Source organism: Hydrobacter penzbergensis (assembly GCF_900106985.1).
Lineage (GTDB): Bacteria > Bacteroidota > Bacteroidia > Chitinophagales > Chitinophagaceae > Sediminibacterium > Sediminibacterium magnilacihabitans.
On record NZ_FNNO01000012.1, the window covers coordinates 21,320 to 41,759 of the forward strand.

17 protein-coding genes, 1 tRNA gene and 1 riboswitch are annotated in these 20,440 nt (G+C 47.6%); of the genes, 1 reads left to right on the forward strand and 17 read right to left on the reverse strand.

From position 1 onward, the window contains the following. Positions 1–10: 10 nt before the first annotated feature. The 6 genes from lon to BLU98_RS12680 form a co-directional block, all read right to left on the reverse strand. The gene (lon, locus tag BLU98_RS12655; protein WP_257574965.1) at positions 11–2,422 is read right to left on the reverse strand and encodes an endopeptidase La; all 2,412 of its coding nucleotides are present in this window, start codon (positions 2,420–2,422) and stop codon (positions 11–13) included. Between the two features lie 180 nt (positions 2,423–2,602). Beyond that, positions 2,603–2,800, reverse strand: coding sequence for a hypothetical protein (locus BLU98_RS12660; RefSeq protein ID WP_092724630.1), 198 nt, complete (start codon positions 2,798–2,800; stop codon positions 2,603–2,605). An 80-nt stretch (positions 2,801–2,880) separates the two neighbouring features. Next, entirely contained in the window at positions 2,881–4,197 is a 1,317-nt protein-coding gene (gene der / locus BLU98_RS12665; RefSeq protein WP_092724632.1) for a ribosome biogenesis GTPase Der, read from the reverse strand. A gap of 124 nt (positions 4,198–4,321) precedes the next feature. Beyond that, positions 4,322–5,194: a GTPase Era gene (era, locus tag BLU98_RS12670; RefSeq protein WP_092724634.1), complete on the reverse strand. Its 873-nt coding sequence runs from the start codon at positions 5,192–5,194 to the stop codon at positions 4,322–4,324. A 74-nt stretch (positions 5,195–5,268) separates the two neighbouring features. Further along, positions 5,269–5,340: transfer RNA gene (locus BLU98_RS12675), tRNA-Met, on the reverse strand. A gap of 68 nt (positions 5,341–5,408) precedes the next feature. Next, entirely contained in the window at positions 5,409–6,128 is a 720-nt protein-coding gene (locus BLU98_RS12680) for a head GIN domain-containing protein (protein ID WP_257574966.1), read from the reverse strand. 81 nt (positions 6,129–6,209) lie between these two features. Next, a riboswitch (TPP riboswitch) is annotated at positions 6,210–6,325 on the forward strand. Between the two features lie 53 nt (positions 6,326–6,378). On the opposite strand from BLU98_RS12680, the gene BLU98_RS12685 reads away from it, so the two are divergent. Further along, positions 6,379–8,760, forward strand: coding sequence for a TonB-dependent receptor (locus BLU98_RS12685; RefSeq protein WP_092724638.1), 2,382 nt, complete (start codon positions 6,379–6,381; stop codon positions 8,758–8,760). Between the two features lie 19 nt (positions 8,761–8,779). Here the strand turns inward: BLU98_RS12685 and BLU98_RS12690 are convergent, their stop codons facing one another. The 11 genes from BLU98_RS12690 to BLU98_RS12740 all read right to left on the reverse strand — a co-directional run bounded on the left by BLU98_RS12690 (position 8,780) and on the right by BLU98_RS12740 (position 20,380). Then, positions 8,780–9,088: a rhodanese-like domain-containing protein gene (locus tag BLU98_RS12690; protein WP_092724640.1), complete on the reverse strand. Its 309-nt coding sequence runs from the start codon at positions 9,086–9,088 to the stop codon at positions 8,780–8,782. 83 nt (positions 9,089–9,171) lie between these two features. Further along, positions 9,172–10,518, reverse strand: a complete 1,347-nt coding sequence (locus BLU98_RS12695; protein WP_092724642.1) for an OmpA family protein — start codon at positions 10,516–10,518, stop codon at positions 9,172–9,174. Between the two features lie 67 nt (positions 10,519–10,585). Continuing rightward, entirely contained in the window at positions 10,586–11,140 is a 555-nt protein-coding gene (locus BLU98_RS12700) for a septal ring lytic transglycosylase RlpA family protein (protein WP_092724644.1), read from the reverse strand. A gap of 210 nt (positions 11,141–11,350) precedes the next feature. Next, positions 11,351–12,358, reverse strand: coding sequence for a chorismate synthase (locus BLU98_RS12705; protein ID WP_092724646.1), 1,008 nt, complete (start codon positions 12,356–12,358; stop codon positions 11,351–11,353). A gap of 34 nt (positions 12,359–12,392) precedes the next feature. Continuing rightward, entirely contained in the window at positions 12,393–13,664 is a 1,272-nt protein-coding gene (gene aroA, locus BLU98_RS12710) for a 3-phosphoshikimate 1-carboxyvinyltransferase (protein WP_092724648.1), read from the reverse strand. Further along, a complete protein-coding gene (gene aroB / locus BLU98_RS12715) occupies positions 13,661–14,683 on the reverse strand; it encodes a 3-dehydroquinate synthase (RefSeq protein ID WP_092724650.1) in 1,023 nt (340 codons plus the stop codon). Before aroB ends, aroA begins: the two co-directional genes overlap by 4 nt. 8 nt (positions 14,684–14,691) lie before the next feature. Next, entirely contained in the window at positions 14,692–15,777 is a 1,086-nt protein-coding gene (locus BLU98_RS12720) for a chorismate mutase (protein WP_026773690.1), read from the reverse strand. A gap of 24 nt (positions 15,778–15,801) precedes the next feature. Continuing rightward, on the reverse strand, positions 15,802–17,490 hold the full coding sequence (locus BLU98_RS12725) for a DEAD/DEAH box helicase (RefSeq protein WP_092724652.1): 1,689 nt from the start codon (positions 17,488–17,490) through the stop codon (positions 15,802–15,804). Positions 17,491–17,544: 54 nt separating this feature from the next. Continuing rightward, positions 17,545–18,384, reverse strand: a complete 840-nt coding sequence (locus BLU98_RS12730; RefSeq protein WP_092724654.1) for a prephenate dehydrogenase — start codon at positions 18,382–18,384, stop codon at positions 17,545–17,547. Next, positions 18,381–19,547: a pyridoxal phosphate-dependent aminotransferase gene (locus BLU98_RS12735; protein ID WP_092725122.1), complete on the reverse strand. Its 1,167-nt coding sequence runs from the start codon at positions 19,545–19,547 to the stop codon at positions 18,381–18,383. The genes BLU98_RS12730 and BLU98_RS12735 overlap by 4 nt, the downstream gene beginning before the upstream one ends. Beyond that, on the reverse strand, positions 19,544–20,380 hold the full coding sequence (locus tag BLU98_RS12740; protein WP_092725123.1) for a prephenate dehydratase: 837 nt from the start codon (positions 20,378–20,380) through the stop codon (positions 19,544–19,546). Before BLU98_RS12740 ends, BLU98_RS12735 begins: the two co-directional genes overlap by 4 nt. Positions 20,381–20,440 lie beyond the last annotated feature (60 nt).

Here is a 20,440-nt window from a genome sequence, read left to right on the forward strand (position 1 = left end):
GATCCGGCGCTTATACCAGCGCCAGATCAATAACTTGTTGCATGGTTTTCACATAATGAAACTGCATGCCTTTGATGAAATTACTGTCGATCTCCGACACGTCTTTTTCGTTCTGCCAACAGAGTATGATCTCTTTGAGTCCGGCCCTTTTTGCAGCCAGCACTTTTTCTTTGATACCACCAACAGGCAATACCTGTCCGCGTAACGTGATCTCTCCCGTCATAGCCAGGTAAGGTTTCAGCTTTCTTCCGGTAAAGGCAGAAGTGAGGGAACTCAGCATGGTAATACCTGCACTCGGACCGTCTTTGGGAACAGCCCCTTCAGGTACGTGTATATGAATGCTTTTCTTAGCGAATAATTCTGGATCGATGCCATATTTACGTGCATTGGCCTGTAAATAACTCAATGCTGTGCTGGCGCTTTCCTTCATCACATTGCCCAGGTTACCGGTTAGTTTCAGGTCACCCTTGCCATCGCCCAGGATGGTTTCGATGAAAAGAATATCTCCGCCAACATAAGTCCAGGCAAGTCCAACCGCTACACCCGGCATATTGGCCGTTTTGTATATCTCGTTGTTATAGCGTGCCTGACCCAGTATCTTATCAACATCTGCGGCTGTAATAACCGGCTTCACTTTATTCTTCATGGCCAGTTCCTTGGCCTGGTAACGCATCACAGATGCCAACTGCCGGTCGAGCTCCCGCACACCGCTTTCGCGGGTATGTTGTTCGATGAGTTTCTCCAGCACTTTGTCGCTGATCTTGATGTTTACCTTACCCAGTCCATGCGCTTCTTTCTGCTTGGGCACCAGATGGCGTTTGGCGATCTCTACTTTTTCTTCTACTGCATAACCGCTCAGGTCAATGATCTCCAGCCTGTCGCGCAGCGCCGGTTGTATATTCTGGAGGTTATTGGCGGTAGCGATGAACAGCACTTTGCTGAGATCGTATTCCAGTTCCAGGTAATTATCGTAAAAACTATTGTTCTGTTCAGGGTCCAGCACTTCCAGCAGGGCCGATGAAGGATCGCCGCGAAAATCATTGCCTATCTTGTCTATCTCGTCCAGGATCATCACCGGGTTCGATGATTTGCATTTGCGGATGTTTTGCAAAATGCGTCCCGGCATAGCGCCGATATAGGTTTTGCGGTGGCCGCGGATCTCACTTTCATCGTGCAGTCCACCCAGGCTGAGCCTTACATATTTTCTGCCGATGGCATGCGCAATGGAGCGACCGAGAGAAGTTTTACCGATACCGGGGGGACCAATAAAACAAAGGATCGGACTTTTCATATCGCCCTTCAGTTTCAATACGGCCAGGTATTCGATGATACGGCTCTTGATCTTCTCCATACCATAATGATCCGTATCGAGCACTTTTTTAGCGTTCTTCAGATCGTAGTTATCTGCTGTATAATCTTCCCAGGGAAGGTCCAGCATCAGGTCGAGGTGGTTGTACACAACAGAATAATCGGGCGTGCTCGGGTGCATCCTTTCCAGTTTCTCCACCCCGTTCTTGAACATATTTTTGGCGGCTTCCGGCCATTTCTTCGTCTCCGCCTTTTTCTTCATTTCTGCGATCTCACGCTCATTGGTATCGCCGCCCAGTTCTTCTTTGATACTTTTCAACTGCTGCTGCAGGAAGTAATCGCGCTGCTGCTTGTCGATCTCCGTGCGCGTTTTATTCGTCACTTTGTCTTTCAGCTCGGCAAACTGTAATTCTCTTTGCAGGATGTGCATGAGCTTCTCAGCCCTCTTTGGTACATCCTGGATTTCCAATAGTCCCTGTTTTTCTTTCAGGTCGCTGTTGAGGTTACTGCTCACGAAATTGATAAGGAAAGAAGGGCTCTCAATATTTTTCAGGATGATCGATGCCTCGGTGGGCAGGTTGGGCGATAACTGGATGATCTGGGTGGCCAGGTCTTTGATGCTGCTGATATAGGCATTGAAATCATCTCCTGCTTCGGCTTCTTCATCAACCAGCAAACGAACGGAAGCCCTGAAATAAGGGTCCTCGCTTACAATGGAGCCGATCTCGAAACGGCGCTTCCCCTGTATGATGATGGTGGTGCCTCCGTCGGGCATTTTGATCAGCTTCACGATCCGGGCCACCGTACCGATACTGCAAAGGTCTTGGGGTTCGGGATCTTCCACATTCACATCTTTCTGTGCCAGCACCCCTACCAGCTTGTCGTGCTTATAGGCATCGTTCACCGCTTTGATGCTCTTATCCCTTCCCACGGTAATGGGCAGTACTACCCCGGGGAATAATACCGTATTCCGCAATGGCAATATGGGTAAGGTATCGGGAACTACCAGGTCTTTATCTGCATCCCCTTCAGTTTCATTGATAGGGATAATGGGCATGAAATCATTCTCGTCTTCAGATCGGAAAAACAAAGGCTCTTTGGTCATAATTTTCATTCTTGGGTCAAATTGTCACACACCCCGTGGTACGCACATAAAAACGGGGGGACAAAATTAGGTCAATATTGGTGCCATGCCCCCTAAATCGGAAAAATTGGTACAAACTGGCACAAAAAAAATCTCCCGCGCAAATCGCGGGAGACCTTCTTGCAAGAAGTAATATTGACTAAACAAATACTATTTCTTCTTAGTAGTGTCAACAGCAGCTTTAGCAGCTGTATCTGCTTTCTTAGTGGTGTCAGCAGCAGCTTTGGCAGCTGAATCAACAGCAGGAGCTACAGTTGCAGTTGAATCTTTAGCAGCTTCTTTGTTTTCACCGCTGTTACAAGCAGCCATTACGCCAGCAACGGCCAGGATAGCGAATACTTTTTTCATTGTACTTGTTTTTTAAAGAGTTTTATTACGGCGCAAAGATAGTTGCCAGGTTGAATTATGCAAATTTTAACGCATAAATTTTATTTCTTCCTGAAGAATATCCGCACCGGCACCCCCTTAAAATTAAACTGTGTTCTTAGCTGGTTTTCAAGGTAATTTTTATATGGTTGCTTGATATCATCCGGGTAATTGGTGAAAAAAGCAAAGGAAGGCACATGGGTAGGCAGCTGGGTAACATATTTAATTTTTACAGTATTTCCTCTCACCACCGGGGCATGATATGCCTGTACCGCCTTCAGCATTACTTCGTTCAGTTGTGAGGTAGGTATCTTGCGTTGTTTGTTATCAAATACTTCCAGTGCCGTTTCTATTGCCTTGAAAATCCGCGTTTTATCTTTCACTGAAACAAAAAGAACCGGCACATCGGTAAAAGGCGCCAATTTCATCTTCAGGTTTTTTTCGTAATCACGCGCTGTATTCGTCTCTTTTTCAATGAGATCCCATTTATTTACCAACACAACCACGCCTTTTCCTTTACGTGCAGCCAAACTAAAAATACTCACGTCCTGCCCGGTGATACCTTTGGCTGCATCCAGCAACAAGAGGCAAACATCTGCCTCATCCATAGCCCTTATGGCCCGGATAACAGAATAAAATTCAAGGTCGTCTTTCTCTTTATTCTTCTTACGGATACCCGCCGTATCAATCAAAATGAAGTCTTTCTGAAATAGCTTATAATGGGTATGGATGGTATCCCTGGTAGTACCGGCAATATCGCTTACAATGGTCCTTTCCTGGCCAATAAGGGCATTCAGCAAAGACGACTTGCCCACATTGGGCTGGCCAATGATCGCAAACTTGGGCAGACCATCTTCCCGACGCACTTCTTCTGTCTCTTCAGGCGCAATGGCCGACGTGATCATATCCAATAATTCTCCCGTTCCGCTTCCTGAGATACTGCTAATGAAGAAGTTATGATCAAAACCCATGCTATAAAATTCAGCGGCTTCCAGTTCCCGCTGCCCATTATCAACTTTGTTCACCACCAGGTAAACAGGCTTGGTAGCCCTCCTTAATAATTCAGCCATCGCTTCATCGAGATGAGTAATGCCTGTAGTCACATCTACCATGAAAACCACTGCATTAGCTTCATCTATTGCAATTTTTACTTGCTTTGCGATCTCCCGTTCAAATACATCTTCGCTCCCAGAAACAAATCCGCCCGTATCGATTACGTTGAACTGTTTCCCATTCCAATCGGTCATCCCATACTGGCGGTCGCGTGTAACCCCACTCACATCATCCACAATAGCTTTGCGGTGCTCCAACATCCTGTTGAAGAACGTACTTTTCCCCACATTCGGGCGACCTACTATTGCAACTGTATATCCGCTCATAATAATTTCTGATTTGTTGATTTCTGATGTCTGATTTATCTATAAATAAGTCAACGCAACTCATTTAAAATAAACACTTTATAAAAAATGGCGCCATTGCCAAATTGTCGAATTACCAAATTATTCAATTGTACCCGTATTCTTTCAACTGCATTTCATTATCCCTCCACTTGGGCCTCACTTTCACAAAAAGTTCAAGAAAGACCTTCTGACCAATGAACCCTTCGATATCTGCTCTTGCCTTCATACCGATCTGTTTGATCATTTTACCCTTATCGCCAATGATGATGGCTTTTTGGGTCTCCCGCTGCACAATGATATCGGCCTGGATCTTCACGAGGGATTCCTTCTCTTTGAACTCATTGATCATAACAGCGGTATGATAAGGTATCTCATCGCCAAACAATTCGTAGATCTTCTCCCTGATCATTTCAGCCACGAAAAACTTGGTCGGCATATCGCTCAGGTCCTCTTCACTGTAAAAGGGCATGCCTTCAGGTAAAAAGGTCAAAATGACATCCAACAGTTTATCCAGGTGTTCATGCCGGAGGGCTGATATTTTTACCAGCTTCCGGCAATAGGGTTGCTTGGAAAAATAAGTTTCCGCTTCGGTTATCTTGTTGCCGTTTACACCATCTGTTTTGTTCAGTACTACAACAGCAGGTACCGTCAGCTTCAATGCACTGAAAATAGCATGGCATGATTCCCAATCGTCTTTGACGTCTACGATCAGCAGCGCCAGGTCGGCATCTTCCAGGGCGCCTTTCACGGCATCCATCATACGTTCATGCAGTTTGTATTTCGGATCGATGATACCCGGCGTGTCTGAAAAGACCACCTGGTATTCGCCCGGCTTATTCAGGAAAGCCTTGATGCGATGGCGTGTAGTTTGCACTTTGGACGATACAATAGCCATTTTTTCGCCCACGAGCGCATTCAGCAAAGTGCTTTTGCCGGCATTGGGTTTTCCGAATATGTTTACAAATCCTGCTTTCAATGTTCCTGTTTTTTGAACCCGCACAAAGTTAGGCCTAAAACTAAAAAAGCCCCTGATGGGGCCTTTCTGTTGCGTTGCGAGGGAAGGGATCGAACCTCCGACCTTCGGGTTATGAGCCCGACGAGCTACCGCTGCTCTACCTCGCGATGTAATTGGGTTGCAAAGGTAGGGGTATACGAATTAGCTTCCAAATAAATATTGAAAATCAGCCGGTTTAGTCTTCGGCTTTTCTTTTGAAGGTGGCACCGCCGCTGATATTGCTGTCACGCACCAGCCCCTGTCCCTTATAATAAATACCGCTTCCGCCACTGGCGCTGGCGTCTATTTCTTTATTGACGGTGAGATGGATTGATGAAGCGCCGGAAGCATTTACCTTGCAGTAATCGGTATACAGTTCGTATCCTTTGATGCCACTGGCACCCGATGCTTCTACCTGGGTCTTATTCGCTTCGCCCGATATGGTAATCCTGGAAGCGCCGGTGGCTACCAATCGCAATAACGCTGTTTGCACTTTACCGGAAAAATCACTGGCACCGGATAATTCAATCTCGAGTTTTTCGAGTTTCACCGCATCTGTGAGCCGGATATTGCAGGCCCCGGAAGCTTCTATCCTTTTCAGGGTTTTAAAAGTTACATAGGCTTTCATGCGTTTATTGCTCCAGCTCCAGCCGCTTTTTTGAGGTGTGATATGCAATACACCATTTTTCAGTTCCGTGCGGATACGTCCGGCATCTTCATCAGAGCCGGCGCTCACCGCCACCGCTTCTTCATTGCCTTGGGAAAGATAGAGGCTGATGGCACCCGATACTTCAATACCGGTAAACCCACTGATGGGACGCACTTGTACATTGTCATCCCTGACAATATTTTTATCCTGCGCACCTGCCTGCAACAGGCACACTCCCATCAATACCACCAGCAGCCATTTTTTCATATCCCCTGTTTTTTCGTATAACGAAAGCTCCGTGTTAAAGTTACACTTGGCCTTCATTCCATCATTTTTTAATTTTGCACTTTACATTCCTCGGGGTGCTGAAGGAAAAAGTGCCAAGCACTATTCCTTTGGCTGAGATAATACCCGTTGAACCTGAACAGGGTAATGCCTGCGCAGGGAAGGTGTACAGTTCCTGTTATCCTCTCCGCCCATTCCCCTGTTCCATTATTGTACTCATAAAGGAACTAACATGAAAAAATTACCGGGCGTTATCCTATTGGCCTTATTATCCGTTTCTGTCTTTTCGCAAAGCAATAGAACTTTTATCCGTGGTACTGTTACCGATCGCAGTACCGGTTCGCCCCTCGCAGGTGTGGTGGTATCATTGGGATCAAAGAACAGCCTGACCGATGAAGCTGGTCATTTTACTTTTGGCAAACAACACAAAGGCAGCTACCCCTGCACCATTAACAGCCTGGGCTACCAGTCTTACACAACCACCATCCCTGCCAACGACTCGGTTACCGATATCGCCATACAATTGATCCCTTCGGTATTCTTCCTCGAACCCCTGGAAGTAAAATCTGTAAGAGCCGCCGAGCTGGCGCCTTTTGCCAAAACCAATCTTTCCAAAGAAGAGATCGCTAAGAGCAACCTGGGACAAGACATTCCCTTCCTCCTCAACCAAACACCATCAACCGTTGTGAATTCCGATGCCGGTAATGGTGTAGGCTATACAGCCATTCATATCCGCGGCACCGATGCCACCAGGATCAACGTAACACTCAACGGCATTCCTTACAACGATGCAGAAAGCATGATCACTTATTTTGTAGACCTGCCCGACTTTGCTTCCTCCGTCAACAGTATACAGGTTCAACGTGGAGTGGGCACTTCTTCCAACGGCCCCAGTGCATTCGGCGCCACCATCAACCTTTCTACCAATGAATACCATGACCAGGCTTATGGTGAACTGAACAACAGCTTCGGTTCTTTCAATACCTGGAAAAATACCATCAAGGCCGGAACCGGTTTGATCAACGATCATTTCACCATCGACGCAAGGCTCAGCCGCGTTTCCAGCGACGGCTATATCGATCGCGCCAGCAGCGACCTCCAATCTTTTTACCTGAGCGCCGCTTATCTCAATAAAAAATCTTCACTCCGTTTCAACCTGTTCTCCGGTAAAGAAAAAACATACCAGGCATGGTATGGTGTTCCGCAGGATTCACTTGCAACGCACCGGACTTACAACCCTGCCGGTACCGAAAAACCGGGATATCCTTATAACAACCAAACGGACAACTATACCCAAACACATTACCAGTTGTTCTTTAACCACTCTTTCAACAACAACTGGCTGTTCAACACCGCGGTATTCCTTACCAGAGGATATGGTTATTATGAAGAGTACAAAGCCAATGCAGTATTTACCGATTACGGTCTGCCCAACCTCACTGTGGGTGGAACAACGGTTACCCAGTCCGACCTGGTGCGCCAGCGCTGGCTCGATAATTATTTTTACGGACAGATCGCTTCTCTGCAATACCGGAAAAACCAGGATGAAATTACGCTGGGTGGCGGATGGACCAAATACGATGGTTCGCATTTCGGTACCCTGCCATGGATACAGTTGAGCAATGCGCTCAAAGACTTCCGTTATTATAGTTATCCTGCGGTAAAAACAGATCAACATGCATACCTGAAATGGCAACATCGCATCAACGCGCACTGGCTGAGCTTTGCCGACCTGCAATACCGCCATGTGGGCCACACCATGAAAGGGTTTGAAGGCAATGCAGGGTTGAATGTGAAAAGGGACTTCGATTTCATCAATCCTAAAGCCGGTATCACTTATACCAACAACGGATGGCAGGGATATTTGAGTTATGCACTGGGACATAAAGAACCCAACAGGGATGATTTCCAGGCCAGTCCTGTTAACCAACCCAAAGCAGAAACCCTGCACGACTTTGAATTGGGAATGGAAAAAAGAACAGCTGCTTATTATTACGGCGTCAACTTCTATTACATGTATTACCGCAATCAGTTGGTGCTAACCGGACAGATCAACGATGTAGGTGCTTACACACGCATCAACACACCCAACAGTTACCGGATGGGAGTAGAACTGCAGGCAGGTGCCAGACCGGCACCCTGGTTGCATATCAGCGGCAACTTCAGCATCAGCCGCAACAAGATCAACGCATTTACTGAATACATCGATAATTACGATACTGGCGGACAAAAATCGGTAGCACATCAAAATACCGACATCTCTTTTTCGCCCCACATGGTAGGCGGATTGACCCTTGACTTTTTACCGGTTCAACATCTCGAATGCAGTCTGCTGAGTAAATATGTTGGCAAACAGTATATGGACAACAGCCAGGATGAGCAACGTAAATTGAATGCTTATTTTACAGAAGACCTCCGCATTGGTTATACCATTCGCAACAAAGGTTTGAAAGAATGGCGTTTAGTGGCGCAGGTGAATAACCTCTTCAATAGAAAGTATGAGCCCAACGGATATACCTACAGTTATATCAGCAACAGTGCACTGACTACCAGCAATGGGTATTACCCGATGGCCGGAACCAATTACATGATCGGATTGAACCTGCAATTTTAAATGACAAATAGGTCGGCCATTAGCGGCCGATCTTTTCCTGCCATGCCAGCATACCGCCGGTTACGTTTACAACATTCTTATAACCCATGGTTTCCAGGATGAGGCAGGCTTGTCCGCTCCTGTTACCACTGCGGCAATAGATGAATACTTCCTGGTCTTTGAGGTCGTCGATCTCTTCTACCTGCATGGTCTGTATTTTACCAAGAGGCAATAAGAGGCCACCGATATTGAATTCGGCATTTTCGTGGGGTTCACGTACATCCACCAGGTTAATGGTTTCACCGGCATCCAGTTTGGCTTTCAGGGCCTCTACGGTGATTGTTTGCATAGAAAGAAAATTAAAAAGTCAGCGTTCAAAAGTCAAAAATATTACATTTTGTCCTTTGAACGCTGACTTATATCATTGATAGGTTAGTATCTCAGCTTCAGCTCTACCCTCCTGTTCTGGGTACGTCCGGCGGCAGTTTTGTTATCAGCTACCGGTCTGCCTGGGCCATATCCTGCGGCACTCAGCCTGGAAGCATCTACACCCTTGCGCACAAAGTATTTGTAAATGGCTTTAGCACGTTTCTCGCTCAGCACCTGGTTGGCGGCTTCTTTACCTACATTATCGGTATGGCCTTCTATATCGAGTTTCAATGCTGCATCTTCTTTCATCACAGCCACTACCTCATTGAGCTCCTTGGTAGATTTGGTGGCTATCTTATCGCTGCCGGTGAGGAAGAGAATGTTTTTGGCATTTTTCTGCACTTTTTCTACCAGTTCTTTCTTCACTTCGGGGCAACCAAAATTGGCTTTGGTACCCGCTACATCCGGACACCTGTCTTCTTCATCATTCACGCCATCGTGATCCCTGTCGGGTACGGGGCAACCCTGGTAACGGGCCACACCCGGAACGGTAGGACATTTATCTTCTTCATCATTGATGCCATCACCGTCTGTATCGGGCACCGGGCATCCATCGTATTTGGCAACACCTTTAACGGTAGGGCATTTATCGTTTTCATCATTGATGCCGTCGCCATCTGTATCGGGTACGGGGCATCCATCGTATTTGGCAATACCCGGAACAGTGGGACATTTGTCTTTACTATCGGGAATACCATCTCCGTCCGAATCTTTATCGGCCGGAGGCGGTGGAGGCGTTACCAGGGCAGTCTGCTTTCTTTCCACAATCGGGGAAGCAATGCCGATGGAATAACTCATATAGTTCACAGCCAGCGAGGTTACGGCTGCTTTATAGGTTCCCAATACATGAACGAAAGTACCCTCTCCCAGCTTGAATTGTAACCCAACACCAATTGGTGCATACGCGGCAAAATAGCTGCCTCCATACATAGAAGCGCCTACACCCGCTCTGAGATAAGGAACTAAAAAGTACTTGTCAGTAAGCAGTTTCAGGTTCAGGTTGGCATCTGTTTCCAGCAAGAATTTGCTGTTAGTGGGTGTAGCGATTCCGCTTTTATAATAAAAAGGGTAAGTAACAAATGAGCCATTCAATGTACCCATGAAATCCAGGTGTTCGGTAAGTCCTTCGAAATACTGGATAGACAATCCAGGATCCATGTCTTTGATCTTGGTCCAGTAACCATTCGACAAAACACTGGGGAGCGATTTTGTTTCGAGCAATTTCGCAGTTTTCATATCCTGCAAAAAGAAACTGATGCCCAGGCTGGGCCTTTTCTTGTAACTGAATTCCTGCGCCATGGAAGCTATTGATAAACCAATTCCAATGGCGGTTAGAAGGATTTTCTTCATAGACAGTAATTGTTAGTTAAAACAAATGTACAGGCAGATTCCCGTTTTTGTATATAGCAGTTTTAAATTATTCCACTGTGCCTTTGGACACTACTTCCACTTTAACTTTTGTCAGTCCGCTCTTCATAAAATCCAATTGCCTGGCCGCTACCCTGCTCAGGTCTACTACACGTCCTCTCTTTTTCATGCGGGGATGCATCCGGTCATTGATGCGAACGATCACTGTTTTATTATTCTTGAGGTTGGTAACCCTCACCCAGGTATTCAGTTTGAGGTGGTTACTCGCGGCTGTGTATTTGCTGTTGCGAAATATTTCACCAGTGGCGGTTTTGGTACCATCCAGGTTGGAGCTGTAAAAGCTGGCAATACCTGTAAAGCTGATGGCTTCCACACCCGAAAGCGAGTCAGTTGCAGGCTTGGCCAATGCCACCGAATCGGTGCCGGCTTTAAGCAGAGAGTCGGTTCTCACGGAGTCTGCCGGTAAAGGCAGCGTATCCGTCCGGGGTACCACTGTTGTATCCCGCTGTATGAGGCCGTTGACCTTTTGTACCGGGGTATCCATACGGAATCCCAGCCAAAAAAGGCTGCACAGGGGAAAGAGCACGTAGATGATCTTTTTCATAAAATCGGTTTAATCGTATATCGCACACCGACCCTCCGATTCACATAATCAAATTAGGTAATTATCTGTTGCTTAGGAGGGCTTTCATTAGGATGTGTATAAATACAGTTGCCCTCCCTGGCCAAACACCGTGCCAAAAAGCAAGCCAATTCACCAACAGCGCTGGTTATCAATATATTAGCGGATATTATTTTACAATTAACTGACCATTCATAACATAAATGAAGGTCCTATACGCCCGATCCGCTGCTCCAATAGCATCAGGTCAACCAGGGTAAATGCCGTTACGGCTTCCAGTACCACGGGTACCCGGAGGGCTATGCAGAGGTCGTGCCTGCCCTTGACAGAGAAGGACTCAATGGCATTGGTTTCCCAGTTCCAGGTCTGCTGTTCTTTAGGGGTGGAAGAAGTGGGTTTGATGGCGATGCGGAAGACCAACTCATTGCCGTTGGTAATACCCCCCACTATGCCACCAGCATGGTTGGTACGCGTTTTCCCGCTGGCATCTTCGATGGCATCATTGTGCTCGGTACCGAACATCCGGGCAGCGGCAAAGCCTGCTCCGAATTCAATGCCTTTTACGGCGGGGATGGCAAAAACAGCATGACTGATCAACGATTCTGCCGAATCGAAGAAATGCTCTCCCAAGCCCACCGGCAGTCCGTTCACCCGGCACTCAACAATACCGCCTATAGAGTCTTTGGCATCGATGGCTTTTTGCAGCCCTTTTTCCAGGTCTGCCTCGCCTCCAATTTCAAGTATGGTGGATACAACCTGTATATGCCCCAGCAGTTTTTTCGCGATCACACCGGCAGCCACCATGCAAACCGTCAGCCTGCCGCTGAAATGTCCGCCTCCCCTGAAATCTTCAAAGCCGCCATACTTGGCGTGAGCGGTAAAATCTGCATGTCCCGGCCGCGGCACAGCGCGTTGCTTTTCATAATCGCCGCTGCGCGTATTCTTGTTCTCGAATAAAATAGTAATGGGAGCGCCCGTTGTATGCCCGTTGAAAATGCCGCTTTTAAAAATGGGCAGGTCGTCTTCCTTGCGGGGAGTGGTTCCTTTATGGTTGCCGCCTTTGCGGCGCTCGATATCGGTAAGAAAATCTTCCACAGACAGGGGCAGTCCGGCCGGGCAGCCATCTATCACAAGCCCCGCACTTTCACCGTGCGACTCACCAAAAATATGTATGCGGAAAAGGCGACCGAAAGAGTTCATAGTACGCGTGTTTAATTAAAAAGGCTGCTTGGCTTTACTTTTGAATTTTTATCACTGCTCCCAATTGCTGAATATGTTCATAGAAATCGGGATAAGATTTATTGATGGCATCGGCTTCTTCAATGATCACGTCTCCGTTTGCCTTTAACGCTGCAACAGCACAGGCCATGGCAATGCGGTGATCGTGGTGCGAATGGGTAACAGCACCCTTCATACCTGTATTACCTTTCACCAACATCAGGTTACCCTGCAATGTGATTTCAATACCCAATTTAGCAAACTCTTCCTGTAAAGTGAGGCCGCGGTTGCTTTCTTTGTGGGCCAGCCTTTCCACACCTTCAATCACCGTAATTCCTTCACAGCAGGCGGCTAAAGCCACCAGCGGCGGGAACAGATCGGGACAATCTGTGGCATTGAAATGGAATGCCTTTAGCGACAAGGGTCCTATTTCAATTTCATCAGGACGAATGGATAATTTGCATCCGCAGTCTGACAAAGCCTGTAAAATAGCTTTATCGGCCTGGGTGGAATACACATCCAATCCCTTCACGGTAATATCACCTGCTACGGCTCCCGCTACCAACAGAAATGCCGCGCCGCTCCAATCACCTTCAACAGTGTAAGTAAATGCGGCAGGTGCAGGTTTCACTTTTTGAAACCTGAACTGTTCATAATCGGTGTGTGATACCTCCCACCCGAAATGCTGCATCACCTGCAATGTGAGATCGATATAAGGTTTGCTTTTCAGGTTGTTCACTGTTATGACAGCTCCGTTAGCGCCTGCAGCGCCATAAGCCATGAGCAAGCCAGTGAGGAATTGTGAGCTGAGCGAACCATCCACAGTGATGTCTGCAGGTTGCAGCGGTCCCTGTATCTTCAGCGGCAAACGTCCTTTATTCGATTGAATGTTTACACTCAGTTGAGGTAATATCTCATCAAAAAAATCCATGGGCCTGGTCAGCAAGCTGCCGGTACCATTGATGGTGAGCGGCTGAGCACTCAACGCAGCAATGGGTGTAAACATGCGTATACCCAAACCACTTTCACCGCAATTGATCTCGGGGTGCAAGGGTGCAACACCTTTAGAATGGATAACGATGTTACCATCGGCTTCTTTCGTAACAACAGCGCCCAGTTTCTGAATCACATCCAGTGCAGCCTGATCGTCGTTGCTATTGCCGGGATTAACGATGGTAGTAGTTGTTCCGGCAAGCAGGGCGGCGGCGCAGGCTCTTTGCATACTGCTCTTACTGGCTGCCGCTCTGATAGCACCTTTTATAACAGATGGAGAAACGGTAACGATCATGTAAACTGGTTGAAAATTTCTTTTAATTGCACAAACAACAAAGGCTGTACTACGCCTTTACCGATCTTTTCCAGGAGGATATAACTGATCTGCTGGTTGTCTTTCTTTTTGTCTTTCTGTAATATCCTGAACGCTTCTTTGGTATCGAATTCGGCAAACGTGGGCAATCCGTACTTGTCCAGCACTGCTATCAGTTCATCGGCCTGCTTGAAACCTTTCAACTGTTTCGACATCAATGCTGCATACGTCATGCCGATGCTGATGGCCTGCCCATGACTCAGTTCATACATATTTTCAATGGCATGACCCAGGGTATGCCCGTAATTCAGCAGCTTGCGTTCTCCTTTTTCAAACTCATCGTTCACCACTACTTTGGTTTTGATGAGTACATTCCTTTCAATGAGCTTCGCCAGTAATTGTGCATCGCGCTGAAAATCGGTGAGGCGGTGCGACTGCAGCAATTTGAACAGGGCTGCGTCTTTGATAGCGGCGTGTTTGATGATCTCTGCAAAACCATTCTGCCATTCAACTTTGGGAAGAGATTTCAGGAAACTGTGATCGAAGAGCAGAAAAGATGGCTGACGGATCAGTCCCACCATATTCTTATATACGCCTACATCAATCCCATTCTTCCCGCCGATCGAAGCGTCTACCATGGCCAACAATGAAGTAGGCACGAACCCGCATGCAATGCCCCGCATATAGATACCGGCTACATAACCGGTGATATCGGTGATCACGCCACCGCCCACACCTACCAGGGTCGTCTTACGGTCGGCACCCAATTCAATCAGCTGATCTATTACCACATCCACCGTCTGCTGCACCTTGAATTCTTCACCCGGCTTGAGCACGATGGTATTCCAGCCTTTGAATTTTTTCTGGTGGGTTTTGAACACATGTTCATCCGTGACGATCACGGTTCTTTCTTTGGCTACCAGTTTTTCCAGGCGAGCAAAATCGGCATGGAAATAATAATCCACTGCACTATTGCCGAACGAAACTTTTTTCTTCTTCATGCTGCCGCTTAGGAATTCATGATCTTATTCTGGTGATTGATACTCTCCATGTGTACAGCATCAAAATATTTGGTCACGAATTCTTTGCTCAGTCCCAGTTGCTCCCCTTTCGCGAAAGCCCTTTCAAGAATAGCGTTCCAACGATTGGTTTGCAGGATGGTGATGTTGTTGTCTTTTTTATACTGGCCGATCTTTTCAGCCACTTTCATACGTTGTCCGAGGAGCAGCAGCAATTCATCATCGAGCTGGTTGATCTGCTGGCGCATTTTTTCCATGGCAGCATGCAGCGCTTCCGAATCGATATCTTCTTTACGCCATACAATCGAGTTGATCATTTCACCCAGGCGCTCCGGCGTGATTTGTTGTTTGGCATCACTCCAGGCATGATCGGGATCGATATGGCTTTCAATGATCAGTCCGTCGAAATCTAGGTCGATCGCTTTCTGTGCCACATCCAGTAATATATCTCTTCTTCCGCAGATATGCGAAGGGTCGTTAATGAGCAACAGACCGGGGTTACGGCGTTTCATCTCAATGGCCAGGTGCCACATAGGTGCGTTGCGGTATTCGGTATTGCCATAAGAGCTGAAGCCGCGGTGGATGAGTCCGATATTTTTGATGCCGGCTTTTGCTACACGCTCTACTGCACCGATCCACAATTCGAGGTCGGGGTTGATCGGGTTCTTGATCAATACGGGAACATCTACACCTCTCAGTGCATCGGCAACTTCCTGTACGCTGAACGGGTTCACGGTAGTACGTGCGCCGATCCATAATACATCTACATCGAAATGCAGGGCATCTTCTACCTGCTTGGCGGTAGCCACTTCTATTGCCACAGGCAGGCCGGATTCTTTCCTGGCACGCTGTAACCAGGGAAGGCCTTTGGTGCCGATCCCTTCAAAACTGCCGGGACGGGTACGCGGCTTCCATATACCTGCGCGGAGGATGTCTACTTTACCGGTAGCCGCCAAACGTTTAGCGGTTTCTACCACTTGTTCTTCGGTCTCTGCACTGCAGGGTCCTGAGATGATGAGTGGGCGCTTGGTCAAAAGCGCTTCCACTGCTGATTTTTGGTCAATTGCTTGCTCCATATAAATTGAATTGTCTGTTGCTTGTTATGCTTCGCCACGTTTGTTGAGCCGGCGTCCGCCACTATCGGCATCGTTCATACGTATCCTTCTTCCTTTGTAATTCTTTCCATCCAGCGCACGGATCATCTGGTTGGCTGCTCCTTTTTCTATCTCCACCCAACTGTTCATGTCTTTCATATCTATCCTGCCCAGCACTTCTTTCTTCAGGTCGCTCATGTCCAGGATGAATTGCAGGAAGCTCGCTTTGTAAAATCCGTCTTTGGTACCGAGGTTCACAAAAAGGCGACTGTATCCGTTACTACCACCCCTGTCCCTGCGGCTTTCGTAAACACCTCCGTCCCTCTTGCCGTTGCCGCGACTATCACGTTGCTCATTCTTTCCACGCTCGCGCACATTCAGGTCTTCGGCGTTTTCATAATATTTGAGGAAACGGTCGAACTCCATCGCCGCTACCCTTTTCAATACTTCTTCCTTGCTCACATCGGCGAATTTTTCGGCCAGCATGGGAACATAAGTCTCATAGTCGCCGTGACTGATATCGGCCGACAACAATTTATCCATGAAATGAAAGAACTGTTTACGGCACACGTCTTTGCCGCTTGGAATATCCAGTTTATGAAACTTGGAATTATTGATTCGTTCAATCTGCTTCAGCTTGTACATTTCTTTCGAATGCACAATGGCAATGCTGATACCCTGGTTACCCGCCCTGCCCGTTCTTCCGCTGCGGTGCGTGTACACTTCCACATCATCGGGCAGTTCGTAGTTGATCACATGGGTAATGCCCTGTACATCGATACCACGCGCGGCCACATCGGTGGCGATCAGTAATTGCAGGCTTTTATCACGAAACTGACCCATTACTTTATCGCGCTGCACCTGTGTAAGGTCGCCGTGCAATGCATCGATATCGTATCCTTCCCTGGTGAGGCGTTCAGATATTTCCTGCGCGTCTACCTTCGTGCGGGTAAAAATGATACCATAGATACCGGGGTTGAAATCGATGATGCGCTTCAATGTTTGATAACGATGCTGCGCCGATGTTACATAATACTGGTGGTCGATGCTTTTGTTGGCGGTATTTACTTTACCAACAGTTACTTCCACCGGGTCTTTCATGTAACGTTTGCTCACCTTGCGTATTTCGGGTGGCATGGTAGCGCTGAATAACCAGGTGCTTTCGCGTTGCGGGGTATTCTTCAGGATGAATTCAATATCATCCTGGAAGCCCATGTTCAGCATTTCATCCGCTTCATCCAGCACCACATATTCAATCTGTTCCAGGTTGATGGCTTTTCTTTCGATCAGGTCTATCAACCTGCCCGGTGTGGCCACCACGATCTGCACGCCTTTTTTCAGGTCGCGGATCTGCAGTCCGATGGAAGTACCTCCGTAAACAGCTACTACTGAAACACCTTTGATGTATTTTTTAAAGAGCTCTATTTCTTTTACGATTTGTAAGCAGAGTTCCCTCGTGGGACAAACCACCAACGCCTGCGGATGTTTGGCCGCCGCATCGATGATGTGCAGCAGAGGCAATCCGAATGCCGCTGTTTTGCCAGTACCTGTTTGTGCCAGCCCAATAAAATCCTTGGTTCCGCTGAGCAAAACCGGTATCGCCTGTTCCTGTATGGGGGTTGGGTTTACATACCCCAACTCATCGGTTGCCTGAATCAATCTGGCGTCAATTCCCAACCCTTCAAATGTCGTCATGTATTAAAATTTGCCGCAAAGTTACCGTTTCTACAGGGCTTTGCTATTTTTTGTTTACTTCAATATGCGCCTGATCCCATTGGCGTTTTCAATCAGTTCCTGCAGGTAATCGTAATTTTCCTTCTCCAGGCATGCTTTGAATTTGCGCAATTGGGCAATATGTTCATTCAGTACATCCAACACATTTTCTTTATTCTGCATAAAGATGGGTACCCACATAGCGGGGTTACTCTTGGCCAATCGCACCGTGCTTTCAAAACCACCACTGGCCAGTTCAAAAATGGCGTCTTCTTCTTTTTCTTTTTCCAGCACCGTGTTGGCCAGCGCAAAAGAAGTGATGTGTGATATATGGCTCACATAAGCCACATGCACATCGTGGTCATCGGCGTTCATGTACACTAGGTGCATGCCCAATAACCGATATACTTCTTCAACACAGGCTACTGCATCGGCATCGCTGTTGGCTTTATCGCAGATCACAGTGGCTTTATCGGTGAACGCGCCTTTTACCGCAGCTTCCGGACCGCTGTATTCTGTACCCCACATCGGGTGTGTGGCCACAAAGCGTCCTCTTTTCGCATGACTTGCTACCGAAGCACAGATCATTTTTTTAGTGGAGCCTACGTCCATCACTACCTGGCGGTCTGCCATATCCAGCACTTGAGGTAATAAAGTTTCTGCCGCATTGATGGGCGTGGCCAGCACTACCAGATCTGATTGTGCTACGGCCTCCTGCAATGGCAATACTGCATCTACCAACCCCAATGCCAATGCCTTTTCTGCATGTACGGCATGCTTATCCACCCCAATGATATGCTTCGCAAAGCCTTTCTCTTTCAGGGCAATGGCCATGGAGCCACCTATCAATCCCGTACCAATGATCGTTACTCTCATATACCTGCGTTGCTGATCCTGTTAATGGCTTCTGTGAACCGTTCTACCGATCCGCACAAGCTGACCCTGATATAAGGTTCTCCGGCTTTACCGAATATGCCTCCCGGTGTGATGAATACATTTGCATTGTATAATACTGCATCGCTCAGGGCAAAACCGTTTGCATGCGAAGCGGGGATCTTTGCCCACACAAACATGCCCGCCTGTTTTGTATCGAATGCACAACGGAGCAGGGTCAATAATTCAAATACTTTTTCTCTTCTTTCTTTATAGATCGCGTTCACTTCATCGTACCAGTCTTTGCCGAGGCTCAGCGCTTTGGCTGCCGCCAGTTGCACGGGCAGGAACATGCCACTGTCCATATTGCTTTTGAACCGTAATATTTCATCGATCCGCTCTTTCGCGCCCGACAACATCCCCACGCGCCATCCGGCCATATTGGAACTTTTGCTCAGCGAGTTCAGCTCAACGGCTGTTTCTTTCGCTCCTTCCACACTCAGCAAACTCAGTGGCGCATCATTCAAAATGAAACTGTAAGGGTTATCGTGACAGATCAGTATATGGTGTTTCTTTCCGAATGCGATCAGTTTGTTGAACAGGTCTTTCTGCGGCAAGCGGCCTGTTGGCATGTGCGGGTAATTCACCCACATGAGTTTCACCTTGCTGAGATCTGTTTTTTCCAGTTGCGCAAAATCGGGTTCCCAGTTGCTGGCTTCCGATAATTCATATACTACGGGAGTACCGCCCGATAAACGAACAGCACTGCTATAGGTAGGATAACCGGGATCGGGGATCAATGCCTGGTCACCTTCGTTGAGATAAGTCATGCAGATGTGCATGATGCCTTCCTTACTGCCGATCAGCGGAAGTATCTCAGTGTCGGGGTTCAGCGTTACGCCATACCATTTCGCATACCAGTCGGCGATCGCTTTTCGCAACACCGGCGATCCTTTGTAATTCTGGTAAGCATGTACGTTGGGTTTGGCCGCTTCGTCCTGCAATACTTTGATCACATCGGGATGCGGGGGCAGATCGGGACTGCCGATACCCAGGTTGATGATCTGCCTGCCCTGTTTGTTCAGCTCCTCTATTTCGCGCAGTTTTTGCGAAAAATAATATTCACCGATGCCTTCCAGCCTTTTAGCAGTGTTTACCTGTATCATCCTTTCACCAGTTTTCCCTGTTTATAAATACCGAATGTCTTAACCATATTGGTCAGTGGCTGCATGGCTTTCAGCACTTCGTTCAACTGTGTCATGCCGTCGAATTCCATATCGGCATAGAAACCATATTTGAAATCGCTGCCCGGTATGGGCATGCTTTGCAATTTGCTCAGGTTGATGCCGGCGCTGGCAATATGTGTGAGCACGCGGGCCAATGATCCTTTGGAATGATCGGTCTGGAAATAAACCGATGCTTTGTCGGCATCAGGTACCGGCTCCGCATCATTTTCTTTTTGCAGCACCAGGAACCGGGTCACATTGTTTTTAAGTGTATGGATATTGGGAGCCAGGATCTCCAGTCCGAATAATTCGGCTGCGAGTCTGCTGGCAATGGCGGCAGAGTGTTGGCGGCGATGCTGGTGCAGCAGTTTGGCGCTTAACGCGGTATCTTCTGTTTCTACCAGTTTCCAGTTGTGTTTTTCGAGGTAGTCGAGACATTGCAGGATGGCCATCGGGTGACTGTGCACTTCGCGGATGTCTTCGAACCGTACACCGGCATTGACCATCAGGTTCTGGCTGACGGAGAGGTATACTTCGCCCGTTACTTTCAATTTGCTTTTTTGCAGGAGATTGTAATTGGGCAGGATGCTGCCGGCGATGGAGTTTTCGATGGCCATCACGGCGCCGTCGGACTGTTTTTTGTCTTCCGTTATTTTGATGAGTTCTCTAAAAGTATCACAGGGAATTACGTCAATGTTCTTACCGAATATGTGCATGGCGGCCACCTGGTGGAAGCTGCCTTCATATCCTTGAATTGCGATTCTTTTGTTCATAGTGGGTGGTTGGGGGGTATAAAAAATCCCGGCCTTTGAGCCGGGATCGTATTTTGATTC

Coding starts and splice junctions, on each gene's coding strand:
- der (WP_092724632.1), bottom strand. CDS start 4,197: ATGAGCGGATATACAGTTGCAATAGTAGGTCGCCCGAATGTGGGGAAA.
- BLU98_RS12695 (WP_092724642.1), bottom strand. CDS start 10,518: ATGAAGAAAATCCTTCTAACCGCCATTGGAATTGGTTTATCAATAGCT.
- BLU98_RS12735 (WP_092725122.1), bottom strand. CDS start 19,547: ATGATACAGGTAAACACTGCTAAAAGGCTGGAAGGCATCGGTGAATAT.
- BLU98_RS12705 (WP_092724646.1), bottom strand. CDS start 12,358: ATGAACTCTTTCGGTCGCCTTTTCCGCATACATATTTTTGGTGAGTCG.
- aroA (WP_092724648.1), bottom strand. CDS start 13,664: ATGATCGTTACCGTTTCTCCATCTGTTATAAAAGGTGCTATCAGAGCG.
- lon (WP_257574965.1), bottom strand. CDS start 2,422: ATGAAAATTATGACCAAAGAGCCTTTGTTTTTCCGATCTGAAGACGAG.
- BLU98_RS12725 (WP_092724652.1), bottom strand. CDS start 17,490: ATGACGACATTTGAAGGGTTGGGAATTGACGCCAGATTGATTCAGGCA.
- BLU98_RS12685 (WP_092724638.1), top strand. CDS start 6,379: ATGAAAAAATTACCGGGCGTTATCCTATTGGCCTTATTATCCGTTTCT.
- BLU98_RS12720 (WP_026773690.1), bottom strand. CDS start 15,777: ATGGAGCAAGCAATTGACCAAAAATCAGCAGTGGAAGCGCTTTTGACC.
- BLU98_RS12740 (WP_092725123.1), bottom strand. CDS start 20,380: ATGAACAAAAGAATCGCAATTCAAGGATATGAAGGCAGCTTCCACCAG.
- BLU98_RS12700 (WP_092724644.1), bottom strand. CDS start 11,140: ATGAAAAAGATCATCTACGTGCTCTTTCCCCTGTGCAGCCTTTTTTGG.
- aroB (WP_092724650.1), bottom strand. CDS start 14,683: ATGAAGAAGAAAAAAGTTTCGTTCGGCAATAGTGCAGTGGATTATTAT.
- BLU98_RS12730 (WP_092724654.1), bottom strand. CDS start 18,384: ATGAGAGTAACGATCATTGGTACGGGATTGATAGGTGGCTCCATGGCC.
- BLU98_RS12690 (WP_092724640.1), bottom strand. CDS start 9,088: ATGCAAACAATCACCGTAGAGGCCCTGAAAGCCAAACTGGATGCCGGT.
- BLU98_RS12680 (WP_257574966.1), bottom strand. CDS start 6,128: ATGAAAAAATGGCTGCTGGTGGTATTGATGGGAGTGTGCCTGTTGCAG.
- BLU98_RS12660 (WP_092724630.1), bottom strand. CDS start 2,800: ATGAAAAAAGTATTCGCTATCCTGGCCGTTGCTGGCGTAATGGCTGCT.